Annotated in this window: 21 protein-coding genes and 1 pseudogene; 3 read left to right on the top strand and 19 right to left on the bottom strand. The window is 63.7% G+C overall.

The window, feature by feature from the left end; translation table 11 throughout:
- Positions 1–101: 101 nt before the first annotated feature.
- Positions 102–1,871: a flavin monoamine oxidase family protein gene (locus N4Q37_RS10065; protein ID WP_260957510.1), complete on the bottom strand. Its 1,770-nt coding sequence runs from the start codon at positions 1,869–1,871 to the stop codon at positions 102–104.
- Positions 1,872–2,118: 247 nt separating this feature from the next.
- On the opposite strand from N4Q37_RS10065, the gene N4Q37_RS10060 reads away from it, so the two are divergent.
- Both N4Q37_RS10060 and N4Q37_RS10055 read left to right on the top strand, forming a co-directional pair.
- A complete protein-coding gene (locus tag N4Q37_RS10060) occupies positions 2,119–3,525 on the top strand; it encodes an adenosylmethionine--8-amino-7-oxononanoate transaminase (protein WP_260957508.1) in 1,407 nt (468 codons plus the stop codon).
- Positions 3,526–3,654: 129 nt separating this feature from the next.
- Positions 3,655–4,374, top strand: coding sequence for a 16S rRNA (uracil(1498)-N(3))-methyltransferase (locus N4Q37_RS10055; protein ID WP_260957506.1), 720 nt, complete (start codon positions 3,655–3,657; stop codon positions 4,372–4,374).
- On the opposite strand, the gene trhA is transcribed toward N4Q37_RS10055, so the two are convergent.
- Positions 4,371–4,988 (bottom strand): PAQR family membrane homeostasis protein TrhA, encoded by a 618-nt coding sequence (gene trhA / locus N4Q37_RS10050; protein ID WP_260957504.1) that lies wholly within the window; start codon positions 4,986–4,988, stop codon positions 4,371–4,373. The genes N4Q37_RS10055 and trhA overlap by 4 nt on opposite strands.
- A gap of 207 nt (positions 4,989–5,195) precedes the next feature.
- Here trhA and N4Q37_RS10045 point away from each other — a divergent pair, with 207 nt between their 5' ends.
- Positions 5,196–6,110 (top strand): LysR family transcriptional regulator, encoded by a 915-nt coding sequence (locus N4Q37_RS10045; RefSeq protein WP_260957502.1) that lies wholly within the window; start codon positions 5,196–5,198, stop codon positions 6,108–6,110.
- A 50-nt stretch (positions 6,111–6,160) separates the two neighbouring features.
- On the opposite strand, the gene madM is transcribed toward N4Q37_RS10045, so the two are convergent.
- The 17 genes and pseudogenes from madM to pilG form a co-directional block, all read right to left on the bottom strand.
- Positions 6,161–6,925 (bottom strand): malonate transporter subunit MadM, encoded by a 765-nt coding sequence (madM, locus tag N4Q37_RS10040; RefSeq protein WP_260957501.1) that lies wholly within the window; start codon positions 6,923–6,925, stop codon positions 6,161–6,163.
- Position 6,926: 1 nt separating this feature from the next.
- The gene (gene madL / locus N4Q37_RS10035) at positions 6,927–7,343 is read right to left on the bottom strand and encodes a malonate transporter subunit MadL (protein ID WP_260957499.1); all 417 of its coding nucleotides are present in this window, start codon (positions 7,341–7,343) and stop codon (positions 6,927–6,929) included.
- Positions 7,344–7,409: 66 nt separating this feature from the next.
- Positions 7,410–8,330 (bottom strand): malonate decarboxylase subunit epsilon, encoded by a 921-nt coding sequence (gene mdcH / locus N4Q37_RS10030; protein ID WP_260957496.1) that lies wholly within the window; start codon positions 8,328–8,330, stop codon positions 7,410–7,412.
- Positions 8,327–8,950 carry a malonate decarboxylase holo-ACP synthase gene (locus tag N4Q37_RS10025; protein ID WP_260957494.1) on the bottom strand — a complete coding sequence of 208 codons (624 nt, stop codon included), beginning with the start codon at positions 8,948–8,950 and terminating at the stop codon, positions 8,327–8,329. The genes mdcH and N4Q37_RS10025 overlap by 4 nt, the downstream gene beginning before the upstream one ends.
- Positions 8,944–9,747, bottom strand: a complete 804-nt coding sequence (gene mdcE / locus N4Q37_RS10020; RefSeq protein WP_260957492.1) for a biotin-independent malonate decarboxylase subunit gamma — start codon at positions 9,745–9,747, stop codon at positions 8,944–8,946. Before mdcE ends, N4Q37_RS10025 begins: the two co-directional genes overlap by 7 nt.
- Complete coding sequence (locus tag N4Q37_RS10015; RefSeq protein WP_260957490.1) at positions 9,744–10,595, bottom strand: biotin-independent malonate decarboxylase subunit beta; 852 nt, start codon at positions 10,593–10,595, stop codon at positions 9,744–9,746. The genes mdcE and N4Q37_RS10015 overlap by 4 nt, the downstream gene beginning before the upstream one ends.
- Positions 10,588–10,887 (bottom strand): malonate decarboxylase subunit delta, encoded by a 300-nt coding sequence (locus N4Q37_RS10010; protein WP_260957489.1) that lies wholly within the window; start codon positions 10,885–10,887, stop codon positions 10,588–10,590. Before N4Q37_RS10010 ends, N4Q37_RS10015 begins: the two co-directional genes overlap by 8 nt.
- Positions 10,887–11,762 (bottom strand): triphosphoribosyl-dephospho-CoA synthase, encoded by an 876-nt coding sequence (locus tag N4Q37_RS10005; RefSeq protein ID WP_260957487.1) that lies wholly within the window; start codon positions 11,760–11,762, stop codon positions 10,887–10,889. The genes N4Q37_RS10010 and N4Q37_RS10005 overlap by 1 nt, the downstream gene beginning before the upstream one ends.
- The gene (gene mdcA / locus N4Q37_RS10000; protein WP_260957484.1) at positions 11,763–13,433 is read right to left on the bottom strand and encodes a malonate decarboxylase subunit alpha; all 1,671 of its coding nucleotides are present in this window, start codon (positions 13,431–13,433) and stop codon (positions 11,763–11,765) included.
- 141 nt (positions 13,434–13,574) lie between these two features.
- A pseudogene (locus N4Q37_RS09995) lies at positions 13,575–13,754 on the bottom strand (hypothetical protein); the annotation flags it as partial.
- Positions 13,729–14,355, bottom strand: a complete 627-nt coding sequence (locus tag N4Q37_RS09990; protein ID WP_260957482.1) for a nucleotidyltransferase domain-containing protein — start codon at positions 14,353–14,355, stop codon at positions 13,729–13,731. The gene N4Q37_RS09990 and the pseudogene N4Q37_RS09995, both read right to left, overlap by 26 nt.
- A gap of 124 nt (positions 14,356–14,479) precedes the next feature.
- Positions 14,480–14,947 carry a chemotaxis protein CheW gene (locus N4Q37_RS09985; RefSeq protein WP_260957480.1) on the bottom strand — a complete coding sequence of 156 codons (468 nt, stop codon included), beginning with the start codon at positions 14,945–14,947 and terminating at the stop codon, positions 14,480–14,482.
- Positions 14,940–20,843, bottom strand: a complete 5,904-nt coding sequence (locus tag N4Q37_RS09980; protein ID WP_260957478.1) for an Hpt domain-containing protein — start codon at positions 20,841–20,843, stop codon at positions 14,940–14,942. The genes N4Q37_RS09985 and N4Q37_RS09980 overlap by 8 nt, the downstream gene beginning before the upstream one ends.
- A 186-nt stretch (positions 20,844–21,029) precedes the next feature.
- Positions 21,030–23,090, bottom strand: coding sequence for a methyl-accepting chemotaxis protein (locus tag N4Q37_RS09975; protein ID WP_260957476.1), 2,061 nt, complete (start codon positions 23,088–23,090; stop codon positions 21,030–21,032).
- Positions 23,091–23,300: 210 nt separating this feature from the next.
- The gene (locus N4Q37_RS09970; RefSeq protein WP_260957474.1) at positions 23,301–23,840 is read right to left on the bottom strand and encodes a chemotaxis protein CheW; all 540 of its coding nucleotides are present in this window, start codon (positions 23,838–23,840) and stop codon (positions 23,301–23,303) included.
- A 10-nt stretch (positions 23,841–23,850) separates the two neighbouring features.
- Positions 23,851–24,216 carry a twitching motility response regulator PilH gene (gene pilH, locus N4Q37_RS09965; RefSeq protein ID WP_260957472.1) on the bottom strand — a complete coding sequence of 122 codons (366 nt, stop codon included), beginning with the start codon at positions 24,214–24,216 and terminating at the stop codon, positions 23,851–23,853.
- Positions 24,217–24,258: 42 nt separating this feature from the next.
- On the bottom strand, positions 24,259–24,675 hold the full coding sequence (pilG, locus tag N4Q37_RS09960) for a twitching motility response regulator PilG (protein ID WP_260957470.1): 417 nt from the start codon (positions 24,673–24,675) through the stop codon (positions 24,259–24,261).
- Between the last annotated feature and the right edge of the window lie 54 nt (positions 24,676–24,729).

Here is a 24,729-nt window from a genome sequence, read left to right as displayed (position 1 = left end):
TTCCGACTGTTTTGTGGGAAGCATCTGATATATCGCCAGGACCTGTAGGACCTTAAAAGAAAAACGCGGCCTTTGGGCCGCGCTTTCTTTACAACCTGACGTTACTGAGCCTTGGTCTCAGTACCCGTCACCGGTTTAGCCGCTGGGGTCTTCGCCGGATCCACCTTTTTCACCGGCGCCTTCACAGTGGGTTTCTTTACCGCCGCCTTGGCTGCCGGCTTCTTCGTCGAAGCTTTAGTCGGTGTCTTCTTGGCAGGCTCAGCTTTTACCGGAGCAACAGGCTTCGGCGCTTCTACGGGGGCTGGTGCCGGAGTTGGCGCTGGAGCAGGTGTCGGGGCCGGCGGCGCTACCGGCTCAGGCGCCTTGACCGGTTCTGGCTTCTTCTCGTCATCCGAACCACCGAACAGGTTGGTAAAGAAGTTGCCCTTCTTCGCCGCCACTGCGCCGGCCGCTGCCGCCGTGGCAGCCGGAACGACCTTGGCCGGTTCGAACGACTTGCCCGCCGCCAGGTCCTGCACCTGGCTGGCGGCGCGCTGGCCGGTGCGCAAGGCGCCTTCCAGGGTGCCCGGATACAGGGTGTCGGTGTGTTCGCCGGCAAAGGCTACGCGTTGCAATGGTTTTTCCCACAGGCGCCAGAATTTGCTGATCTGGCCCGGACCAAAGGCCAGGTAAGCGCCGCCCGTGGACGGGTCGGTGCTGTAGCGACGGATTTCATAACCGGTGAAGGCGCCACGCGCTTGTGGATAGAAAGCATGCAGGCGGATCAGCACCTGGTCGACCATCTGCTTGTCACCGAAGGCCTGCATCACCCGGGCGTTGTCGCCGGACAGGTTGATGACCACATTGGCGCCGCCCTTCAAGGCCGGCTCGATCCACATCATGCCCAGGCCGGTATTGCTGTAGATCTCACCCGACATGCGCGCCTTGCTGTCCCAGACCGGGTTCTTGAACTTGAGCATGATCTGGTCGCGCCAGCCGTAGTTGGTGCCCTTGATCGCCGCTTGATGTTGGGCATCGAGTGCCGGCGTCAGCTGGATCTTGTTCAGGGCCCGCAACGGCACGGCCAGCACCACGTAGTCAGCCTGGTAGCCGACGCTGCCGACCTTGACCGTCACGCCATCCTTGTCTTGGGAAATTGCTGAGACCGGCGAATTGGTCTTGATGGTTTTCAGTTGCTTGACGAAAGCCTGGGCCAACACCGGACTGCCGCCCACCAGGCGCGAGGCCCGCAGGTCGCGGTCGGAGATGCCACGGTAGACCCGGTTCTGCTGGGCGAAATACAGCAGCGACAGCCGCGAAGGTTCGTCGTAGTGAGTACGAATCTGCTGGTTCACCAACTGACGCGCGGTGGCCGGCAGTTGCAGGCGGTCGAGCCAGTTGGACACGGTGATCTGGTCCAGGGCATGCAATGCATTGGTGGCCGCGGGGTTCTGCGGGTCCTCGATGGAGCGCGCCAGTTCGTCCTGGGTGGTTTCGTAGCGCTTGAGGGCTTCGGCGGTGGCCGGCTGCTTGGTCGCCAGGTCCGCCGCGGTGAAGTAAGTACCGTCGATCAGGTAGCTGGGGGTGCGCACGAATTCCGGGGCCGGCGTGGTGCTCAACTTGAATGTGGAGACGTACTTATTCAGCACCGGCTGGGTCTTTTCGTTGCCGATCCATTCGCTGGTGGCCATGCCCGAACGACCGCCCAGGTCTGGCCTGGCTTCCAGCAGGGTCACGCCCCAGCCCTTGTTCTGCAGCTCATAGGCCGCTGTCAGTCCCGCCAGGCCACCGCCGATGACGATCGCCGTCGGTTGCTTGTCCTTGGCCAGCGCCGAAACGCTGAACAGCCCTATCATCACCAGCGCACAAGCGCGCAGCCAACCAGCAGACATTCAACGAACTCCGGATTAAAACGTAGGAAATTTCTGTTTTCGAGCCAGACGGCTCGTGGTTTTTCGGGCCAGTCGACCCAGGGAACGGCGAAGAATACGTCAGCCATCAAAACGCCGCCAGCGACGTCTATCGCCTGCCTCAAAGTAGCGGGAACGACACAATGGGTTGTCCGCATGGCCGCCATTGCATAGGCTTGCGCGATTGTTTTGCCCGCGCCCGCCGCGAGCCGCCTCGAGGAGACTGTACATGGGCCTGAATAACCAGTGGATGCAACGCGACCTCGCGGTGCTGTGGCACCCTTGCACGCAAATGAAAGATCACGAACAACTGCCGCTGATTCCCATCAAGCGCGGTGAAGGCGTGTGGCTGGAAGACTTCGAGGGCAAGCGCTACCTCGATGCCGTCAGTTCCTGGTGGGTCAACGTGTTCGGCCACGCCAACCCGCGGATCAACCAGCGGATCAAGGACCAGGTCGATCAACTGGAGCACGTCATCCTCGCCGGTTTCAGCCACCAGCCAGTGATCGAGTTGTCCGAGCGCCTGGTGAACATGACGCCCGAAGGCCTGACGCGGTGCTTCTATGCCGATAACGGCTCGTCCTGCATCGAAGTGGCGATGAAGATGAGCTTTCACTACTGGGTCAATCGCGGTCGGCCGGCCAAGAAGCGCTTCGTCACCCTGGGCAACAGTTACCACGGCGAAACCATCGCGGCGATGTCGGTCGGCGATGTGCCGTTGTTCACCGAAACCTACAAGGCCTTGCTGCTGGACACCCTCAAGGTGCCGAGCCCCGATTGCTACCACCGCCCCGAAGGCATGGGCTGGGAAGAACACTCACGCACGATGTTCGCGGCCATGGAGCAGACGCTTGCCGAGCACCACGACACGGTGGCGGCGGTGATCGTCGAGCCGTTGATCCAGGGCGCTGGCGGCATGCGCATGTACCACCCGGTATACCTGAAGCTGCTGCGCGAAGCGTGCGACCGTTATGGCGTGCACCTGATCCACGACGAAATCGCCGTCGGCTTCGGCCGTACCGGAACGATGTTCGCCTGCGAACAGGCCGGTATCACGCCGGATTTCCTTTGCCTGTCCAAGGCCCTGACCGGTGGCTACCTGCCGCTGGCGGCGTGCCTGACCACCGATGAGGTCTATAGCGCGTTCTACGACGACTACCCGACCCTGCGCGCGTTCCTGCACTCCCACAGCTACACCGGCAACCCACTGGCGTGCGCGGCGGCCCTGGCGACGCTGGACATCTTCGAACAAGACAACGTCATCGAAAACAACAAGGCCCTGGCCCAGCGCATGGCGAGCGCCACCGCACACCTGGCCGACCACCCGAACGTGGCCGAAGTGCGCCAGACCGGCATGGTCCTGGCCATCGAGATGGTCAAGGACAAAGCCAGCAAGACCGCCTATCCCTGGCAGGAGCGCCGTGGGCTGAGCGTGTTCCAGCACGCGCTGGAGCGTGGTGCGCTGTTGCGGCCGTTGGGCAGCGTGGTGTATTTCCTGCCGCCGTATGTGATCACGCCCGAGCAGATCGATTTCCTCGCCGAAGTGGCCAGCGAAGGCATCGATATTGCCACGCGGGACACCGTCAGCGTGGCGGTGCCGAAGGACTTCCACCCGGGGTTTCGTGATCCGGGCTGAGCCTGGGCCACCGCCATCGCGGGCAAGCCTTGCTCCCACAGTGGGTTACCGTACTCCTGTGGGAGCAAGGCTTGCCCGCGACAAGGCCTTCAGCGTCAACCGCGACCCTTTTTCTTGCAGAGATTGAACATGAGACTGTCCCGCTTCTTCATCGACACCCCCCTGAGCCTCGGCGACCACGAGCTGCCCGAAGCCCAGGCCCATTACATCGGCCGTGTGCTGCGCATGGCCGAGGGCGATGCGGTGCAGGTGTTCGACGGTTCGGGCCAGGAATTTCGCGGCACCCTGGCCGAAATCGGCAAGAAACGCGTGCGGGTGCAGCTCGATGAGCAATTCGCCGGCCAGCCTGAATCACCGCTGCACATTCACCTCGGCCAGGGCCTGTCCCGAGGCGAGCGCATGGATTGGGCGATCCAGAAAGCCACGGAGCTGGGTGTCAACGAGATCACGCCGATTTTCAGCGAACGCTGCGAAGTGCGGCTCAAGGACGAACGCGCCGACAAACGCCTGTTGCACTGGCGCCAAGTGGCGATCAGCGCCTGCGAGCAGTGCGGGCGTTCCACCGTACCGGTGATCCATCCGCCGCTGCTGCTGGCCGACTGGCTGAAGCAGACCGAAGCCGAACTGAAACTGGTGCTGCATCCCGTGGCCGAGCCACTGGTCAGCCATGCCAAGCCGCAGGCATTGGCCTTCCTGATCGGCCCCGAGGGCGGCTTGTCGGATGCCGAGGTCGAGCAGGCCAAGTCCGCCGGCTACCACGCCGCCCGCCTCGGTCCTCGCGTGCTGCGCACCGAAACCGCACCGGTGGTGGCGCTGGCGGTAGCGCAGCAGTTGTGGGGAGATTTCTAGAGAACGTAGAACAGAATCGCCACGAAGTGCAGCAGGCTGCCAGCGATGACGAACAGGTGCCAGATGCCATGGGCATGGCGCAGGCGGCTGTCGAGGGCGAAAAAAAGGATGCCCACGGTGTACAACACCCCACCCGAGGCCAGCCAGGCAAACCCGGCGCCGCCCAGGGCGGCCCACAACGGCTTGACCGCCACCAGCACGATCCAGCCCATCACGGCGTAGATCACGATGGACAGGATCCGCGCTTCGGAGCGCGGCTTGATCTCCTGCAAAATCCCGATCAGCGCCAACCCCCAGACAATCCCGAACAGCGTCCACCCCCATGGCCCGCGCAAGGTGACCAGGCAGAACGGCGTGTAGCTGCCGGCGATCAGCAGGTAGATCGAGAAATGATCGACCTTCTGCATGATCGCTTTCTTGCGCCCGCGCACGCTGTGATACACCGTCGAGGCGCTGTAGAGCACCAGCAAGGTAAAACCGTAGATCGCCACGCTGACGATCTTCCAAGGGTCGCCGGCCATCCCGGCAATCACCAGCAACCACACCGCACCGATAAACGCTGCGACCGCCCCGACCAGGTGAGTCCAGGCATTGAGTCGTTCCCCGTGATACATCTATCCCTACCCTCCATGATAAAACATGGCGCCAAGGCTCAGCCCTGCGGCGCAAAAGTGCAATGGTTTGCACCGTGGGAGCAAAGCTTGCTCGCGAAACAGGCGAATCGATGCTTGAAAAAACACCGCAGTGTATTCATCACGGGCAAGCCTTGCCCCCACAGGCTATTGGGGCACAATCGGATGACACGAATAAGAGCCCGCCCCATGCTGATCGATGAAGAACTGACCCTGAAAAAACTCGAGGTGTTCCTGGCTTTCATGCGCACCGGCAACCTGGCGCGGGCGGCGGCCGAGTTGCAGACCAGCAACGTCAGCGTCCACCGGGCCATTCATTCGCTGGAAAGCGCCCTGCGTTGCCCGTTGTTCAAGCATGAAGGCCGCAACCTCACGCCGCTGGAAAGTGCCTATGTGCTGGAAGAGCGGGCGCAGAAGCTGATCCAGGACGTGGTCGACAGCGTGCGCCTGACCCGCGAAGCCGCCGGCTTCTCCGCCGAGCGCTTCAAGCTGGGCTCGCTGTATTCGTTGACGGTCAAGACCGTGCCGCAGTTGATCATGGGCCTGAAGATCCGTCGCAGTGAACTCAACATCGACCTGATCATGGGCTCCAACATCGACCTGTTGTACAAGCTCAAGAACATGGAAGTCGATGCGATCCTGGTGTCGCTGGACGACAGCGTCAACGATCCGGATTGTGAGCAGATCCCGTTGTTTTCCGATGACATCTTCCTCGCCACGCCCGCCGATTCACCCTTCGCCCAACGCAGTGAAGTCGACCTGGCCGAGGTCCGCGACGAGACGTTCATCACCCTGACCCAGGGTTTTGCCACGCACCAGGACGGTATCCGGGTATTCAAGCAGGCGGGGTTCGAGCCGAAGGTGGCGATGCAGGTCAACGACATCTTCACCCTGCTGAGCATGGTCAGTTCCGGGGTCGGCTATGCCTTGTTGCCAGGCAGGATTGCAGCGGTGTATGAAAACCGGGTGAAGCTCATCCCATTGCAGGAGAAGTACCGCTTGCAGCAGCACATCGGCGTGGTGTTCCTGAAGGCCAAGGAGCGCGACCCGAACCTGTTGGCGTTGCTGGCTGAGTGCCGGATGTATGCCAATCGCCAGGGTTGAGAAACCTTGTGGCGAGGGAGCAAGCTCCCTCGCCACAGAAGCGGCTGCTCTTAGCCGACGATCCCGCGCACGATGAAGAACAGCAATGAAGGCCCCAACAAACAGCCCAGCCCGGTGTGGAAAGTGGCGGTCAACGCGCCATAGGGCACCAGTCGCCGATCCGTCGCGGCCAGGCCTGCCGTCACGCCACTCACGGTCCCGGCGAGGCCGCCGAACACCATCGCCGAACGGGGGTTATCCAGGCCCATCCAGCGCGCCGCCACGGGTGTGCCGACCATCACCAGAATCGCCTTGATCAACCCGGTGGCAATCGACAGCGCCATGACATCGGACGTCGCCCCGATCGCCGCCCCGGTCACCGGCCCGACAATGTAGGTCACCGCGCCCGCGCCAATGGTGGTCATGCTCACCGCATCGCGATAGCCGAATACCCAGGCGATGCTCGCCCCGACAATGAATGGCAGGATCGTGCCCAACAGCAACGCGATGGCGCCGATCATCCCGGCCTTCTTCGCCTCGGTGGCCTGCACCTCGAAGGCCGTGGCGACGATGGCGAAATCCCGCAACATCGCCCCGCCCATCAGGCCGATGCCGGAGAACAGCGACAGGTCCGCCAGCCCCTTCTGTCCGCCGGTCATGGTCCCGCCGACCCAGGCCAGCACCAGGCCGATGACGATGGCGATCGCCGAGCCATGGACCCGTCCGAACGTCAGGCGCCTGGACAGCACCACCGACACCCACATGATCACGCCCACGAAGGCGAACGCCGTGATCAAGCCGTTGTGTTCCAGGCCTTTCTCGATGAGATCCCACATATCAGCGACCTCCTACCGGGGTGCCGACCGACGCGATGTCCGTCGGTTCATCGGGCAAGGGCTCACCCTTATGGGTGCGGCTGATCAGCGTAATGGTCGCGCCGCACAGCACCACCGAGCCGATGGCCGCCAGCACCGCCACCGGCCCGCCGTGCAGCGCCGTAACGACGTTCTGCTGCGCAGCCATCGCCACCACCACCGGGATGTACATGGCGCCCCAGAAGGCGACGCCCATCTCGCAATCCTTGGTCATGCCGCCACGCTTGTGCATCCACAAACGCGCGCAAATCAGCAGGATCATCGCGATGCCGACCCCGCCGACGTTGGATTTCACGCCCAACAACACGCCGAGCATGTCGCCCAGGATCACTCCCGTCAGCGTACAGATCGCCAACAGTGCCACACCGTAAATAATCATTGTCGTAGTCCTCAAAGTGCATCGTCGAAGTTGTTGTTTTTGTCGTTCGAAGCCTGAGTCGAAGGTTCAGGGTTGGCGGTTTCCCTCCTCACGCAACAGAGCTTGCAGAGTGTCGAGCCGCGCACCGTCGAAAGCCATGACGCTACCCTGCTCGAACACCCGGCGCGCCAGGGCGGTCAGCACCGCACCGGGCGGCAGTTCGATCTGTAGCCGCACGCCGCGTTCGTAGGCGCTTTGCACCGTGCCCCGCCAATCGACAACGCGGCACATGTTGAACGCCAGGTCGTCGCGCAAGACCTCGATCGTTGTCACCGGCCGCGCGCGGCTACCGCTCAGGTAACCCAGGGTCGGAGGCTGCAACGGCACATCGGCAAACGCCTGGGCCAATGACCGCGCTGGCGCTTCCAGCAACGGGCAATGGGACGGCACGCTCACCGCCAGGCGACAGGCCTTGGCGGCACCCTGGCTACGAGCCTGCGCGGCAACGATCGCCATCGCCTCGTCACTGCCGGCGATGACCACCTGGTGATCGGCGTTGATGTTCGCCAGGTAGACCGGCGTCGTGTCGCTGTGCACCCGGGAAAGCAAGGCTTCCACGGCTGTCAGGTCCAGGCCGATGATGGCGGTCATGCCGTAGCCTTGGGGATACGCCCGTTGCATCAGTTCACCCCGCAGGCTGACCAGCCGCAGCGCGTCGGCAAACCCCAGCGCGCCGGCCACCACCGCCGCCGGATACGCGCCAATGGACAGGCCCGCGACATAGTCCGGCGATGGGGCGTGCTCCAGCAACCGACGGGCTGCGTCCACACCGGCAATCAACAGGCACACCTGCACCGCACGGGTCGATTGCAAGGCCTCGACGCTGTCCATTTGCTGCACGTCTTCGCCGAGGACAGCAGTCGCCTCGGCCAATACCTGCGGAGACACGCCACGAAGCATGCCCGGTCGCTGCGCACCCTGGCCGGGAAACACCAGCAAGCTGCTCACGCGACACGCTCCAATGAAGGCTGCCACGGATCGCTTACCAAGTGAGCCTGTCGATTGTCCTTGAGCAGCACCCGCCGCGCCGGGCCGGCCCACTCCCTCAGGGCGACAGCGCCGAAGGGCGTTTGCAACTGCATGTCCACGACGCACACCGAGGCATCCAGACGGGCCAGCAATGCCCTGGCCTGAAGGCGATCCAGAGGATCGGGCGCGCGCAGGATCAGGTCCAGGTCGCTGTGGGCATGCAGGGCCTCGATGCCGCTGGCCAGTTCGAACCCGGCGCTGCCGCTCACGCCCCAGGTCCAGCCGCTGGCATTGAGCAGCGGTCGCAACTGGGCCAATGCCTGCAAGGCCGGCAGAGCACGGGTCGACTCGATGTGGCACAGATCCTCCGGACGCAACCGGCGCTGGATCGCAGCCAGCGGCATCGACGTGGCGTAGCGTTGTTCCCGCGAGGCGCCGCGCACACCAATCGCGACGTGCCCAGGGCCCATCAACGCGCGCCGCACCACCACCGGTTGGCCGTGACTGAGGGAGTCAGTGACCCACGACGGCGCGTCCACAGGCAGTTGCAGTGGGGTCATTCCCCACAGCAGGTCATGGGCCAGCACACTGTTCACCACTGCGCCCTCAGCAACTGGCGGACCGTGCCGGAGGCGCTCCGATGCGGCGCGCCAAGGCGGCTGCGCAGATCCCGGGGCGACCCGGCCACTTCATTGATCGACTGTTGCAGGCAATCGACGACCCGCGCCAGATCGGCCGCCGAGGGCCGTTCGATCTGCTCCACCGAGAGGGTTTCCCACAACAGGCCAAGGCTGGCGAAGCTGTCGATGTCATAGGCCATCGGCGGCACGCTGGCGGCCAGGGCTTCCAGTTCTTCGACGCTGCGCAGGGTCACCCGCGCCGCCGACGCCTTGCCCATGGCGTGGACCATCACGCCCGGGTCGCGCAGGGCGATCAACCGGTTGGCCTGGTAGCCGTGGGCCAGGAACGCCCCGGACATCGCCTTGCCCACCAGCAAGCCGATTACGGGATGGCCGGCCAGTCGGGCGCGGGCATAACTCTCGGCTGCACCGGCCAGGGCCTGATGAATGCCCAAGGCTTCTTCACGCCGACCGTAAGCCTGGCTCGGCACATCGACGATGGCGATCAACGGACGTTTTTGTGATGCGTCTCGATCAGCGTCGATGGCCTCATCCACCGCCTTCGCCAGGCCCCAGCCCTCAAGCAAACCGACTTCGCCGCTGCGCGCCCGTGGGAAGCGGTTATCGGGGTCGGCTACCACCGCCAGCAGGCGCACGGTTTGCTCGCCCAACCTGACATCAGCCACTTTCAGCGAAGCAGGCAAGCCTTGCACCGGACTGGCACCGCCACTCAGGGCCTCGAACCAGCGCAGGCCTCTCAATGAATACGAACTCATGGCCGTTCCCCCTGATACAGCTGACGAACCACTGCCGGCTCGATTTGCACTTCGGTGTCCAAGCAAGCCAGACGCTGTAAAAACAACTCGGCCTGGCCACTGCGGTGTTCGGCGGGCACGCCCAGGTGCAGCAACTGACTGACCTGTTGGCGAATCTGCGCCACATCATCCGCCGCGTAGCGATCCACCAGCCCGGTGACGAAACGCTGTTCGCCGCCGGTCAGGCTCCAGATGAACGGCCGGTCGCGGGAATCGTATTCCTCGAGCCCGGCTTCCTGCTCGATCACCTGCGGACCGTTCAGGCCCAGTCGCGCTTCCTGGGTCACCAGCAGATAACTGCACAACCCGGCGGCAATCGACATGCCGCCAAAGCAACCAACGCTGCCGGCCACCACGCCGATCACCGGTTGGTACTGGCGCAGGTCGACAATCGCCGAATGAATCTCGGCAATCGCCGCCAACCCGAGGTTGGCTTCCTGCAAACGCACGCCGCCGGTTTCCAGCAGCAACACGGCGCGGGTCGGGATACCCTTGCGGTTATCCTCGGCGGCCAATTCCAGCGCACCGGCAATCTTCGCCCCGCCGACTTCACCCAGGCTACCGCCCTGGAACGCGCCCTCGATGGCAGCGATCACCACCGGCAGGCCGTCGAGCGTGCCCTTGGCGATCACCACGCCGTCGTCGCTTTGCGGCACCACGCCCTGGCGCAACAGCCACGGCGACATGATTCGTTGGAAGGGGTCGAGCAATTCGCGAAAGGTGCCGTCGTCGAGCAACGCTTTTGCCCGTTGCCGAGCACCGAGCTCGACGAAGCTGTGCTTATTGAGCAGCGCTGCACTGTCAGTCATGGCCGATCTCCTCGAAGCCTTGTTCCAGGCGCAAGCGCACCACGCCGGGGGTCGCGCCAAAGTCGTGGATGTCGATGGCCAGGGCCGGTGGCGTCTGGCCGTCGAACAGGCGGGCGAACAGATGTTGCCAACGTTGCTCACTGCCGTTGACTGAGGTCTGCACCTGAATGGTCAACTTGCCCGCCACGCCGGGCTCGATCAGCACTTCCAGGTCGCCCGAGCCGACACAGCCCACCAGCGCCCGGCCCCGCGGCGGCTGTCCGGCGGGGAATTCAAAGGATAAGGTTTGCATCAGCACACTCCTGGGAAGAGGCCAGCGCCGCGCTCGACGCGGTCGAGGAACAGGCACGCGGCGAGCAGATCGGCAGCGCCGCCGGGCGAGGCGTTCAAGGCAATCAATTGGCGGTCCAGCGCATGCAACTGGCGGCGACCGTCCAACGTGGCGCTGCCACCGGCTTCGAGCACCGCTTTGGCGCCCTGCTGCATGGTCTGCAAACCCGCTTCGCCGGCACGATAGAGCACGCAGGTGTCAGCCAGGCCGGTCATGATCGCCAGCAACGCGTCGAGCCGGGCATTCTGTTCGCCTGCATCCGCCGTGCGGCTGCGCTTGAGTTGCGGCAGGCCCAGGCCAGTGACCGCCGGGAACGCCAGTTGCGCTTCTTCCCGGGCGCCGCGCACGCCGTAGTGCTGGGCGACCTGGGCGCCGTGGCTCAAGGGGTGCGGCGCATAGCGGTCGTTGAGCAAGGCCAGACGTGCGGCTCTCAAGGTGACGGCACCCGGGGTGCTGGATTCAGGCTCCAGCGCCGTTGCCGCGACCAGCAGACCCAGGGCCCAGATCGCCCCCCGGTGGGTGTTCACGCCGCCGGTGGTGGCAAGCATCGCCGCTTCACCATCGCGGCCGATCTGGCCGAGGGCTTCGCGCAGCGGCAAGCCGATCTCGCCGCAGTCCATGGTTGCGTCAGCCATCGCCTTGAACGCTGGCCACAACGACAGCGCCGAGGCGTGCATCAGGCCCAGGTTCAGGTCGGTGTGGGCGCCACTGCCGCGCCGGTCCACCAGCGCCGGTTTGGGCGAAAGGTCCGCCTCGTCGATCAGTGCGTCCACCGCCAGATCGGCCAGGTGCTCGGCCAGGGAGAGTGTTTTCGGTTGCAGGTTGAAGGCGCGCATTTACCAGCTCCTGAACTTGGCGGGCGGGTTGTAGAGACCACCGGACCACTCCACCAGATCGGCCACGCTCTTGGCCGCGAGCAACTCACGGGTGGCGTCGGTACGGCGGATGCCGAGGTCTTCGGGCAGGGCAATCAACCCTTCGCGGCGCAGGCGCGCGGTGTCTTTCAGGTTGTGGCGCAGGCCGATACTGGTGACGCCGGCCACCGCCGCGATCATCGCCTGGCGCTCTTCCAGCGAGCGGGCCTTGTACAGGTAGGCGATGCCTTCTTCGGTGAGCAGGTGGGTGACGTCGTCGCCGTAGATCATGATCGGCGCCAGGGGCATGCCAGCTTTCTTCGCCACGTCCACCGCGTCGAGGGTGTCGACGAAAGTCGGTTTGCCGCCCTCCTGGAACGTCTCGACCATCTGCACCACCAGCTTCTTGCCACGTTCGAGCAGCGGCGCCTCGCCATCGCCGTGGCGCATGTCGAGCCAGGCAGGCGTGCCATGACGACGCCCGCGCGGGTCGTGGCCCATGTTCGGCGCGCCACCGAAACCGGCCAGGCGGCCCCGGGTGACGGTGGAGGAATGACCATCGCCGTCCACTTGCAGGGTGGCGCCGATGAACAGGTCCACGGCGTACTGCCCGGCCAGTTGGCAGACCATGCGATTGGAGCGCAGCGAGCCGTCGTGACCGGTGAAGAACACGTCGGGCCGGGCGGCGATGTAGTTTTCCATGCCCAACTCGGTGCCGAAGCAATGCACACTTTCGACCCAGCCGCTTTCGATGGCCGGGATCAGTGTGGGGTGCGGATTGAGGGTCCAGTTGCGGCAGATCTTGCCCTTCAGACCGAGGGACTCGCCGTAGGTCGGCAGGATCAACTCGATGGCGGCGGTATTGAAACCGATGCCATGGTTGAGGGACTGGACGTTGTGTTTTTCGTAGATCCCGCGGATCGCCATCATCGCCATCAGCACATGCACGGGCTTGATGTGGCGCGGGTCGCGGGTGAACAGCGGTTCGATGTAGAACGGCTTGTCGGCCACCACCACGAAATCCACCCAGGACGCCGGGATGTCCACGCGCGGCAGGTCACTGACATCGTCCACCAACTGGTTGACCTGGACGATGACGATGCCATCGCTGAAGGCTGCCGGTTCGATCAACGCGGGCGTGTCTTCGGTGCTGGGGCCGGTGTAGATATTGCCGGCGCGGTCGGCCATGAAACCGGCCGAGAGCACCACGTTGGGAATCAGGTCCACCACCAGCCGGGCATAGAGTTCGATGTAGGTGTGGATCGCGCCGATCTCCAGCAGGCCGTCTTCGAGCAACTGGCTGATGCGCAGGCTCTGGGTGCCGGCGAAGGAAAAATCCAGCTTGCGGGCGATGCCGCGTTCGAACAGGTCCAGGTGCTCGGAGCGACCGACGCTGGGCATGATCATGTGCAGGTCATGCAACTTGCCCGGATCGACCTTGGCCAAGGCACGCGAAAGGAAATCCGCCTGCTTCTGGTTATTGCCCTCCAGCACCACACGGTCGCCGGGCAGGATCAATGCCTCCAGCGCCGCGACGATCTTGTCGGTGGGCAACACCACACCGTCGGCAAGCCCCTTCACCTGCCCGAGCCGCCGCTGCTTCTCGCTGCGCCGCCGCGTCCAGCGCGAGTCGGGGGATATTGTTGTTGTCATGACCACTCCACGGGTTCGCTGTCGTGGAGGTCACCTTAGGAGTGTTGAGGCGTGGGCATCAATCAAGCTCAGCGGCTGATCGTTACGCTTGGAGTAATGATGAGTTGTGTTTGGCTTGAGTTTCTTGCAGATTGCCAGGGTTCAACAGCTAGCCATCAGTCGCCCAACCCGGTGGACCAGTTCGGCAGTACTCTCCATCAATTGGGCAAGCAGTGCGTCATCTTCATTCATGTAGCCCTCGTACTCCGCAAGATTGCGTCGTTCATGACACAGTGCGAATACTCGGACTTGCACTTTACTGGCGTCTGCCGTGTGAACCAGCTTGCCCATCCTGGGACTCCAAAGGGTCTTCGCCCAGCAAATTGATCTTGTCCTGTTGCGCTACTCGCACCACGAAACTGTTGCCTGCGGCAAACTTTTCAGCCCAGTCCCGAGGTGTGTAGAGCGTAGGGTTCAGAGGGCGACCCAATTGTTCTTCCAGAGGCAGAAGCCGCTCCATCACCTCACTGTAGTGCAGGTCCTCGCCTATCAGCATGAGATCTATGTCACTGGATGCGTTTGCCTGGCCCTTGGCAACGGAACCATAGATGAACGCCCAGCACAGCTGTCCTGCAAAAGGCTTCAATGCCAGGCGTAAAGGTTCGGCGATGCCTACAGTTTTCTGCACAATACCCAGCAACTCAGCGTAAATCGGACAGCGTGGGTTAGCTTGATAATGGGTTTGATTGCCCCGGCGAGTCATGGTGAGTACACCTGAGCGCTGTAAGCGCTCCAACTCCCTTGTGAGGCTGCCTTTACCTATGTGGGCCCAGCGAGCAATTTCATTGGTATAGAAGCTTTGATCCGGTTTCCCGAAAAGCAAACCCAAGACGCGTTGTTGGGTGGCAGTAAACAAGGCATCACTGAGAGAGAGTGGGTACATGAGGCCGCCAGAAGTCCCAAAAAGGGAACGATAGGTCCCTTTTGGGGACTTATCAAATCCTGAATATGAAATAGGTCCCAAAAAAGGACTGATCAGACCTTTTATGGGACCGTTTCATTGAGACTCAGTCCCCCAGCAACCCCGCCGCCAGCACCAACTCTTCCAACGCCAGTAAATCCGGCACCTTCGCCACGTGCTCGCCTACTTGCACCGCCGCCTGCTCCAACCCGCACAGCGGCACGTCGACGTAGCTCAACTGGCTGTCGAGCTTGCAGGAGCGCGGGATGCCTTGGACCACCAGCGCGATGAAGCGCAACTCCGCCCGCCCCCCCAGGGCGTTGAGCACGACGATGCGGGCTCGTTCGCCGATCACGGTTTTCTGTCCGCAGGCCGACTCGAAGCTCAGCAAGGGGACCTGGCGTTCGCGCCAGCCGACCCAACCCAGGAACCACGGCGGGGTGTCCAGATCGAAGGCGCTGCCCTGGTAGTCGATGAGTTCGGCCACCGCCACGTTCGGCAGGATCAGGTGACGGTCCGCCAGGGGCAACAATAGCCCGGTGAGCTGGTGGGTACGCGGATGAAGGTCATGCATGGGTCTTGCTCCAGTAGGCGATGCTGTCGAGCAGCACCGACTCCTGGTACGGCTTGCCCAGGTAGTCATTGACGCCGATGGCCATGGCGCGGTCGCGGTGTTTCTGGCCGGTGCGGGAGGTGATCATGATGATCGGCAGGTGTGCCAGGCGCGGGTCGTTGCGCACTTGCGTGGCCACTTCGAAACCGTCCATGCGCGGCATCTCGATGTCCAGCAGCATCAGGTCAGGGGAATGCTCGGCCAGCAGCGCCATGGCGTCCACGCCGTCCTTGGCGGTGAGCACGTGCATGCCATGACGTTCCAGCAGGCGGCTGGTGACTTTGCGCACCGTCACCGAGTCGTCCACCACCAGCACCAGCAACGGCCGCGGGTGTTCGCTCTCGCCCTGTGCCGGGGCCTGGCGACGCGGCGCCTGGCTGGGCAAGGCACGGATCGGCGCCAGCAAGTCGAGAATCAGCACCACGCGACCGTCTCCCAGGATGGTCGCCCCGGACAGCCCCTGCACCGCCGAGAATTGCGGGCCGAGGCTCTTGACCACGATCTCGCGGGTGCCGGCGGTCGCGTCCACTTGCACGGCGATATGTCGCTCGTTGCATTGCATCAGCAGCACCGGCAAGGGCTGGCTCTGGCCCAGCAGGTTCGTCCGGGCAGCGGTTTTCAGCAGCTCGCCCAGGTAACACAGCTCATAACGTTGCCCGGCATAGGTGTAGGCCGGTGGATCGAGCTGGTAGTAAGCGTCCAGCTCGGCTGGCAGCACCCGCACAATGCTTTCGATGGTGTTCAACGGGATCGCGTACTGGTCTTCGTGACACTGCACCATCAGTGCCCGGTTCACCGCCACGGTGAAGGGCAGGCGAATGCGAAAATGCACGCCCTGCCCCGACGTGGAGTCGATGACCATGGTGCCGCCCAGTTGCCGCACCTCTTCATGGACCACGTCCATGCCGACGCCGCGCCCGGAGATCTGGGTGATTTTCTCGGCCGTGGAAAACCCCGGCTGGAGGATGAACTGCAACACATCGCGGTCGCTGATGTCGCTGTCCGGGGCCAGCAACCCGCGCTTGATCGCCTTGCGGCGCACCGCGTCCAGCGGCACACCGGCGCCGTCATCGCGGATGTCGAAAATGATGTCGCCGCCTTCGCGGGACAGGTCGAGGCTGATGCGCCCTCGCGCCGGTTTGCCAGCGGCGATGCGCACGTCGGCCGGCTCCAGGCCATGATCGACGGCGTTGCGCAGCATGTGTTCGAGGGGCGCGGCCATGCGTTCCAGCACATTGCGATCCAATTCGCCCTCGGCGTTATCGACGACGAATTCCACGTCCTTGCCCAGCTCTTGCGCCACTTGCCTGACGATGCGCTTGAGGCGCGGCAACATGCGTTCGAACGGCACCATGCGCGTGCGCATCAGGCCTTCCTGGAGTTCGGTGTGGATGCGTCCCTGTTGTTGCAGCAGGTTCTCGGCGTCGTGGTTGCTGCGCTCCAGGGTTTCCTTGAGATCGAGCAGGTCCGAGGTGGATTCGAACAACGCCCGGGACAACTGCTGCAGTTGGGAGTGGCGGTCCATCTCCAGCGGGTCGAACTCTTCATAACCCAGGCGCTCGGCTTCCACCTGCTGGCGACTGAGAATCCGGCCCTGGGTTTCGGTATCCAGGCGGCGCAACTGGTCGCGCATGCGCTCCAGGGTGGTTTCCATCTCGCCCAGGGCCACGCGCGCATCATTGACCTGCTGCTCGATGCGTCCACGGAAGATCGACGTCTCACCGGCCAGGTTCACCAGGTCGTCGAGCAGTTCGGCGGACACCTTGACCATGTCCGCGCCGTCACCCGGTGCGGCGGGCTCAGGCTTGGCCGGTACAGGCGGCGCCAGCGGTGCCGGCTCCGCGACGGTTTGGGGCGGCTCGCTGTCCTGCGGATGATTGACCGCCTGGATCTGCGCGATCAGCCGATCGCCCGGCGGACAAGGGTGGCCGGCCCGGACCGCGTCGAGCATCTGCGCCAATCGGTCATGGCTGCTCTGCAGCAGCGTGAACAGCGCCGGGCTCGGCTGAAGCAGGCCGGCGGACAGGCCCTCATAGAGGTTTTCCAACTCATGGGCGAGGTCGCCGATGGGGACGATTTCCACCATCCGCGCCCCGCCCTTGAGGGTGTGCAAGTCGCGCAGCAGGGTCTCCACGGCCTGGCGGTTCGAAGGTTCGGCCTGCCAACGCAGCAAGGCCGAGCCAGAGCTGTCGAGGATGTCGAAACCTTCCTCGAGGAAGATCTCCAGCAATTCGGGATCATGCCCGGCGACATCGCTGTGGGTCGGGTCGCAGGTTTCGCTGGCGCCGGGCTTGTCCCGGCGCAACCGGTGGATGGCATCGATCAATGCGACCGGATCGCCCAGCGGTTGACCCTGCTGCAATTGTCCGAGCAACAGGTCGAGGCGCTCATGACTGTTGTTGAGCAGTTGCACCAACTCTTCGCTGTAATTGTAGCGACGGTCCACCAGACCTTCGTAGAGGTTTTCCAGCTCCTGGGCCAGGTCGCTCACCGGGCGGATGTCGGCCATACGCGCCCCGCCCTTCAAAGTGTGCATGTCGCGTTGCAACGAGGACAACGGGGCGCTGTTGTCCGGCTCGGCCAGCCAGCGTCGCAGGGCCTGGGCCGCGCTTTCGAGAATGTCCTGGGCCTCTTCGAGAAAGATCGAGACCAGCTCGTCGTCCACCGAATGGCCGGCGACGTTGCGCTCAAGCTCGGCCGTCGCGGCACCCAGCTCGCGAATGCTCAAGGTACGACTGCCGTCGCTGCGAACCAGGCCGGCCGCCAGCGGATCGAGGCTGGCCTGCAACAACTCGCGCAGGGCCCGGACCCGTTCGGGCTGCGGATGGACATGCTGCCCCGCCGCCAGCTCATCGAGCATGTCGATGAGCGCCTCGTGGGCACGTTGCGCCTCCTGGAAAAATTCATCGCTGACTGCCAGGCTGCTTTCTTCCACGGCGCCATAAAGGTCCAGCAAGGCTTCGCAGAGTTCGTCCACCGGGTGCAGGTCGGCCAGGTGCGCGCCTTCGCCCAGGGTGGTCAACTCATCGAGCAGCGCGCTCAGCTCCTGGCCTTCGCCGGAATGCTGTTGCCAGCGCTGCAACAGGCTTTCGGCGTCCAGCAGGATATCCATGCCTTGGGCGAGGAAATTGTTGATCAGTTGGGGATCGCGCTTGGTCCGCACGCCCTTGTCCGGGGCGTTGAGGGCGGTTTGCACGCGCTCGGTCAACCGCGCCTGGGTGCGCTGTATGAGGTCCGCCGCTCCCGGGATCGGTGCCAGCGGCTCGCTGTGCAACTGCCGCAGGCCCAGGCGCAACAACCCGCCGGCCTCCAGCAACAACTCCACTTCCTCCAGGTCGAGGGCGATCAAGTGCGCCTTGTATTCACGCGCCAGTTGGTCCATCGCACCGGCCAGCTCGGCGATCGGCAACACGCCGGCCATGGAAGCGCTGCCCTTGAGCGTGTGCAAGGCCCGCTGCAGTTCATCGCTGGCCTGCAAGGGCAAGTGTTCGGCCGCCTGGTCGAGAAAACGGTCGAGGCTGGCGAGATGGCCCCGGGCTTCGTTGTCGAAGATCTTCAGCAGCAGCGGATCGAGGGCGGCCACATCGCGTTCGTCTTCATCGCCGCCCTTGGCAAGCGCATGGGCCCGAGCGGCCAAACGGTCGACGTCGTCGCGCTGACGCTGATGGTGGGCGGCGAACTCGGCCACCAGGGCCGGTAACAACCGCACCGTGTCTTCCAGCACTTGCCGGAGCGCCGCCCCGGGTTCGACGCTGCGCTCCAATACCCGGTTAAGCAGGTTTTCCACGGCCCAGGCCAGCTCACCCAACACCAGCGCCCGGACCATCCGACCGCTGCCCTTGAGGGTGTGGAAGGCCCGGCGCAATTCGCCCAGGGCGACGTGGTCGTCGGGGTGAGCGCTCCAGCGCGGCAGGTACTCCTCCAGGACATCCAGCACCTCATCGGCTTCTTCAAGGAACACTTCGCGCAGCTCATCGTCCACCGGGCTCTCGTCCATCGGCGGCGGCAGCAGGCTGCCCGGCGTGTTCCGGGCCGGCGGGTTGACCGCCGAGACCGGATTGGCCAGCACTTGGGCCAGCGATTGCACGGTCTGCGGGTCGTCCAGCTCCTGCAGGTCCTGCATGACCTGGGCCTCATTGGGGCTCAGCACATCGTCGAGCAGCGGCACACCGGCTTCATCAGGGAAATAACCGAGCGCGGCCAGGCTTCGCTCGACCCCGTCCAGCAAGGGTTCGCCAGGGCTTTCGGCGTCGTCGCTCAAACGCTCCAGGTAATACTCGAGGCCGGTGATCACATCGGCCAGGTGATCGAGCGCTTCCCAGCCCGGCTGGCCCTGTTCCAGCAACAGGTGTTCGCGAATGAAGCCATTGCAGGCCTCCACCAGGCTGGCCGCACGGCTCAAGGGAATCATCGCCAGCGCCCCCCGGACCTGGGTCAACAGCGCCGGCAGGGCCTGCAATTGCTCGCGGTTCCAGTCAGCGTCGATGTAGTCGACGATCATGTCCTTGGCCTGTTGCAGGCAGGTATGGGCTTCCTTGATGACGATCTGGTGGATCTGGCTCAGGTCGGTCGTGGGCAGTCGGCTGTCTTCACCACTCTGTGGCTCGACGGTACCGACCATGCCGGCCAGGGTCGCCTCGACGTAGAGCAAGGCGCCGGCGACGTCCATGAGGGTCGCGTCATCGGGTGCGCGCTGGCCCTGGGCCAGGCTCAGCACCACCGCCAGTTGATCGATGATCACCTTGCGCGGCTGGCCGAAGCCGAGCACCGCCAGGGTATCGGCGATCTGCCGCAGGGGCGCCAGCAGGCTGTCCAGCTCAGAGGCGTGCTGGCGGTCGCTGCGCACGAACAGGTCCAGGCGTTCCTTGACCCGTACCAGTTCTTCACACAGCGCCACGAGCACCGAATGCAGGGCATCGCGGTCGGGCCCGGCCAGTCGCGTGCGTTCTTCGTCGACCATGGCGCTGTCGGGCAGCGCCTCGTCCAGTGAGTAGCGTTCTTTCATGATCTGCATCTGCCCGCTGGGATGTTCGGCCTTGGCAATATAGAACAACAAACTCTTGAGCAACGGAGGCGGTGCCGGCTGATTGATGCCGGGCATGCCTTGGTCCAGCAGGCGCTTGAGTTCCTTGTCGGCTTCCTTGAACAGGCTGCGCAACGCCGGGCTGTTGGCGATGCGCCCCTCGCGCATGCCGTCGACCAGCGCCGAAGCGACCTGCCATAACGCGTTGAGCGGCGCACCGGCGCACAGGCCTTCAAGGCGATGGAAGACCTTGGCCAGGTAACCGAGGTGAGTGGCGTCATCCTGCTCGCGCAAGAGCCCCACCAGGGCCACTTGCAGGCTCTGGCGCAACTTGCGCAAAGTGCCCGGCAGGTCGGGCGGTTCGAGCCGCTTCAAGGCGTCTTCGCCCAGCGGCGCAATCTCGGGCAACTCGGGGCTGAACAGGCTGGTCTCCGACAACAGGCCCTCGCCCCGGGCACTGCGCAGGTCATTGATCAAGGGCAGGACCACCAGCGGCAGGTCGCGGCGGGCACTTTGTACGCGGTCGAGGTAGATCGGCAACTGGCCCAGGGCCTGGCTCAGCAGGCTGATGGCTTCGTCGCGATGGGCAATGCGGTTGTTCTGCAGCGCGGTGCACAGGTGCTCCATTTCCTCGGCCAGCAACGCCGCGCCATAGAACTCGACCATCTGCAAGCCACCATGCACCTGGTGAATGCAGGCCAGGCAATGGGCAAGGGCATCCAGCGCCTGCGGATCCTCCACCAGGCGGTTGAGTGCCAGGTGGGCCTGCTTCAGCGTTTCGGCAATCTCGCCCTTGACCCATTCCAGGGCCACATAGTCGTGCCGATCACCCATAACCACTCCCATAAGGAGGATAAAAAGCCTCCCTGGAGAAAGCGTTCATCTGTGGGAGCAAAGCTTGCTCGCGATGCAGACGCCTCAGTCCCGGCGACACCGCGCTGTGTTCATCGCGGGCAAGCCTTGCTCCCACAGAAATTTCATCGTCACAAAAAACCCCTTCCAACAGAAAAAACAGCCTGGTCACACCTTGTCCTCATCCACCACAGCCGCAGGCGGCAAGGTAAACCCCGACACCGAACGGCGCAGTTGGCTGGCCATTTTCGCCAGGTTGCCAATGCTTTCGGCGGTGGCGGTGGAGCCGGACGAGGTCTGGGTGGTGATCTGCTGGATCACGTTCATGGTCAAGGAGATCTGCCCCGCCGAGGTGGTCTGTTGCTGCGCCGCGTTGGAAATGCTCTGGATCAGCGCCGCCAGGGTCTTGGACACGCCTTCGATCTCCTCCAGGGCCACCCCGGCATCCTGGGCCAGCCGCGCCCCACGCACCACTTCGGTGGTGGTTTGCTCCATGGAAATCACCGCCTCGTTGGTGTCGGCCTGGATCGCCCGCACCAGGGTTTCGATCTGGCGGGTCGCCGCCGAGGAACGCTCCGCCAGTCGTTGCACCTCATCGGCCACCACCGCGAACCCACGCCCGGCATCGCCGGCCATGGACGCCTGGATGGCGGCGTTGAGGGCCAGGATGTTGGTCTGGTCGGCGATGTCGTCGATCAGGCTGACTATGTCGCCAATCTCCTGGGATGACTCGCCCAGGCGCTTGATGCGCTTGGCGGTGTCCTGGATCTGTTCGCGAATGTTGTCCATGCCATGAATGGTGTTATGCACCACCTCATTGCCCTTGTTGGCGATCTCCACGGAGCGCTCGGCCACCGCCGACGATTCGGCGGCATTGGCCGAGACCTGGTCGATGGACCGCGCTATTTCATTGATTGAAGTCGAAGCTTCGGAGATTTGCTGGGCCTGATGTTCGGAAGCCTGGGCCAGGTGCATGGCCGTGGCCTGGGTTTCCTGCACGGCGGCGGCGACCTGTCCGGCGGTGAGGTTGATGGTGGCGACCAGATCGCGCAGTTGGTCCACCGAATAATTGATGGAATCGGCAATGGTACCGGTGAAGTCCTCGGTGACCGAGGCGGTCACCGTGAGGTCGCCGTCGGCCAGGTCGGCAATCTCGTCCAGCAGACGCATGATCGCGTTCTGGTTGCGCTCGTTCTTTTGCGCGGTTTCATGCAACTGACGGTTGGTCTCGCGCACCATCACCAGGCCGATCAGGATGATCGACGCCAGCGCCAGCAAACCCAGCACATAACCGCCGATGGTGTTGACGGAACGCCCGCCGGCGAGGTTTTCGAAGGCCGAGGCCAGGTGCGAGGCTTCGTCCAGCAGGGTTTGCGACAGGTTGAAGATGTTGCCGGCCGATTCGCGGACTTTGAACAGCTCCGGCGAGGTTTCGAGGATTTCGTCTACCGAACCCGAGACGAACTCGAAAAGATCACTGATTTCGCTCAAGCGTGCCCGGGCATCGCGGTCCTGGACCTGGGAGATCTTCAAGGTCGGGTCACCTTGCAGCATGCCATTGAGCACCTGGCCGAAGCGCGCCGCGTCGCGGCCAAAGGTTTCGGCGGCCTGGGCGGCATTTTCATCTCCCGCCAGCACGGTGTTCACCGCGCCGAGAATCCGCTCGGCCAGCAACGACTGGCGCTGGGCCACCGCCACCTGGGCGGCGGGTGCGCCGCGTTGCAGCAGGATCTCGACGATTTTCTCGTACTCGACCTGTAGCTGCGGCACGGTTTCGGCCAGGGTGGCCGCCACTTGATGCAGGGACAGTACGGTCTGCTCGCTGGAGAGGATCGCATCGGTGTTCTTGAGCAGGCGCTCCCAGTCCAACTGCACAGCGCGCATTTGCGGTCGCAGGGTCGCAGGTGCCGGCGGCAAACCGGTGACCGGGTCGCCCTGCTTGAGGTAACCCCAACGCTGGGCGAAATCATTGCGCGCATCGCTCAACAACTTGAAAGCCGCCGCCTTGCCGGCAGCGGCCTCGGTGGCGTTCTTGGCGATGCGCTGGGACAGCACCCGCAGCTCACCGGCATGGCCGATGTACTGCTTGTCGTAGGTGGCCTGGGTGTTGAGGTAAGCGAAATTGGCGAACAGCAGCATGATGAAGACAATCAGCGCGACGAACAGCACGATGATCTGCGAACGGCTGCGCGACGCTTCCAGTGAATTGTCTGTGTTTGCTTTGATCATCGGTCCTCGCCTGTACGACCCAATCCAACTCATTGCGGTTAACGGTGAACAAGCCTTTGCGGTGGCACCCGCTCAATCAGCGCGGCCCTGTGGGAGCAAGGCTTGCCCGCGATGGAAACAACACGGTCTCGCGCCAACCGAGGCGCCGTCATCGCGAGCAAGCTTTGCTCCCACAGGCTCGCTCCTATCAGAGGTCTGTACGGCCTCGCGCTAAACCGCCACATCCATGAACGCCGGCGATCGCGCCAGCGCAAACGGGCTGAACACCTGCCATGGCCGCTCGCCGCGGAACCGCCCCTTGACGAAGGCTGATTCCGGGCCGTCGAGGGCGTCCTCCAGGGGCGCTTCCAGGCTGTCCTGGGGAAAATGCTGCAACCCGAGCACTTCATCCACCAGCAACCCGGTAAAGACCTCGTCGTGATCCACTACCAGCACCCGCCGCTGTTTGCGCACAGGCGACAGCTCATGGCCGAAGAACGCACACAGGTCCATCAGCGGCAACAGGCGTCCGCGCAGGTTAGCCACCCCGCGAACCCATGCCTTGACCCCGGGCAACGGCGTGTAGCGCGGTTCGTGCAGCACTTCGCTGACTTCGCCCATCGGCGCCACGTACCAATGCTCGCCCAGGCGAAAACCGATGCCACTCCAACCGGAGCGGTGGGTCGTCTGGGACGGCAGGTCCGCGCCCAACAAGCGGCAGCGCCGGTCGATCTGCAACAGCAGCTCGAATGCCGTCAGGGACTGGCTCATGGCCGCGCGGTCAACCGGCCAGTACTTTGTTCAGCGTGGCGATCAGCGTGGGTTCTTCCACCGGTTTGGTCAGGTAATCCTTCGCGCCCTGGCGCGTGCCCCAGACCTTGTCGGTTTCCTGGTCCTTGGTGGTGATGATGATCACCGGGATGTGGCCGGTCTCCGGGTCCTTGGTCAACTGGCGTGTCGCCTGGAAGCCGTTGAGGCCGGGCATGACGATGTCCATCAGCACCGCATCGGGTTTTTCCTGGCGGGCGAGCGCCACGCCATCGGCGCCGTTCTCGGCCTTCAAGACCTGGTGGCCGTGTTTTTCCAGCATGCCGGTCAGTTTGTACATTTCGGTCGGCGAATCATCGACGATCAGGATACGTGCCATGGTGTTCCCCATTTTTTTCGACCCCTGGCCCTCTGGCCGGCGTCATTGATTTGCCTGGTGCGACTGGACAGCGGCAAAGCCCGGGACATGGGCCTGTATCGCCCCCAGCAATTCTTCCTTGCTGAACGGCTTGGTCAAAAACTGATCGGAGCCGACGATGCGCCCCTTGGCCTTGTCGAACAACCCGTCACGGGACGACAGCATGATCACAGGCGTAGCCTTGAAGGCGCTGTTGTTCTTGATCAGGGCACAGGTCTGGTAACCGTCCAGGCGCGGCATCATGATGTCGACGAAAATGATGCCCGGATGATGGTCGGCGATCTTCGCCAGGGCCTCGAAGCCGTCGACGGCCGTGATCACCTCGCAGCCCACATTGCGCAACAGGGTTTCGGCGGTGCGGCGGATGGTCTTCGAATCATCGATGACCATGACCTTCAAGGCACTGGGTTGCTGCTGCATCGGATGCTCTGCCATTGCCACTGCGAACCGGTTTTTAACGCTCAAGAGTGAACG

This window comes from Pseudomonas citri (genome assembly GCF_025336485.1).
Taxonomy (GTDB): Bacteria; Pseudomonadota; Gammaproteobacteria; order Pseudomonadales; family Pseudomonadaceae; genus Aquipseudomonas; species Aquipseudomonas citri.
This window is presented reverse-complemented; position numbering and strand designations above follow the sequence as displayed.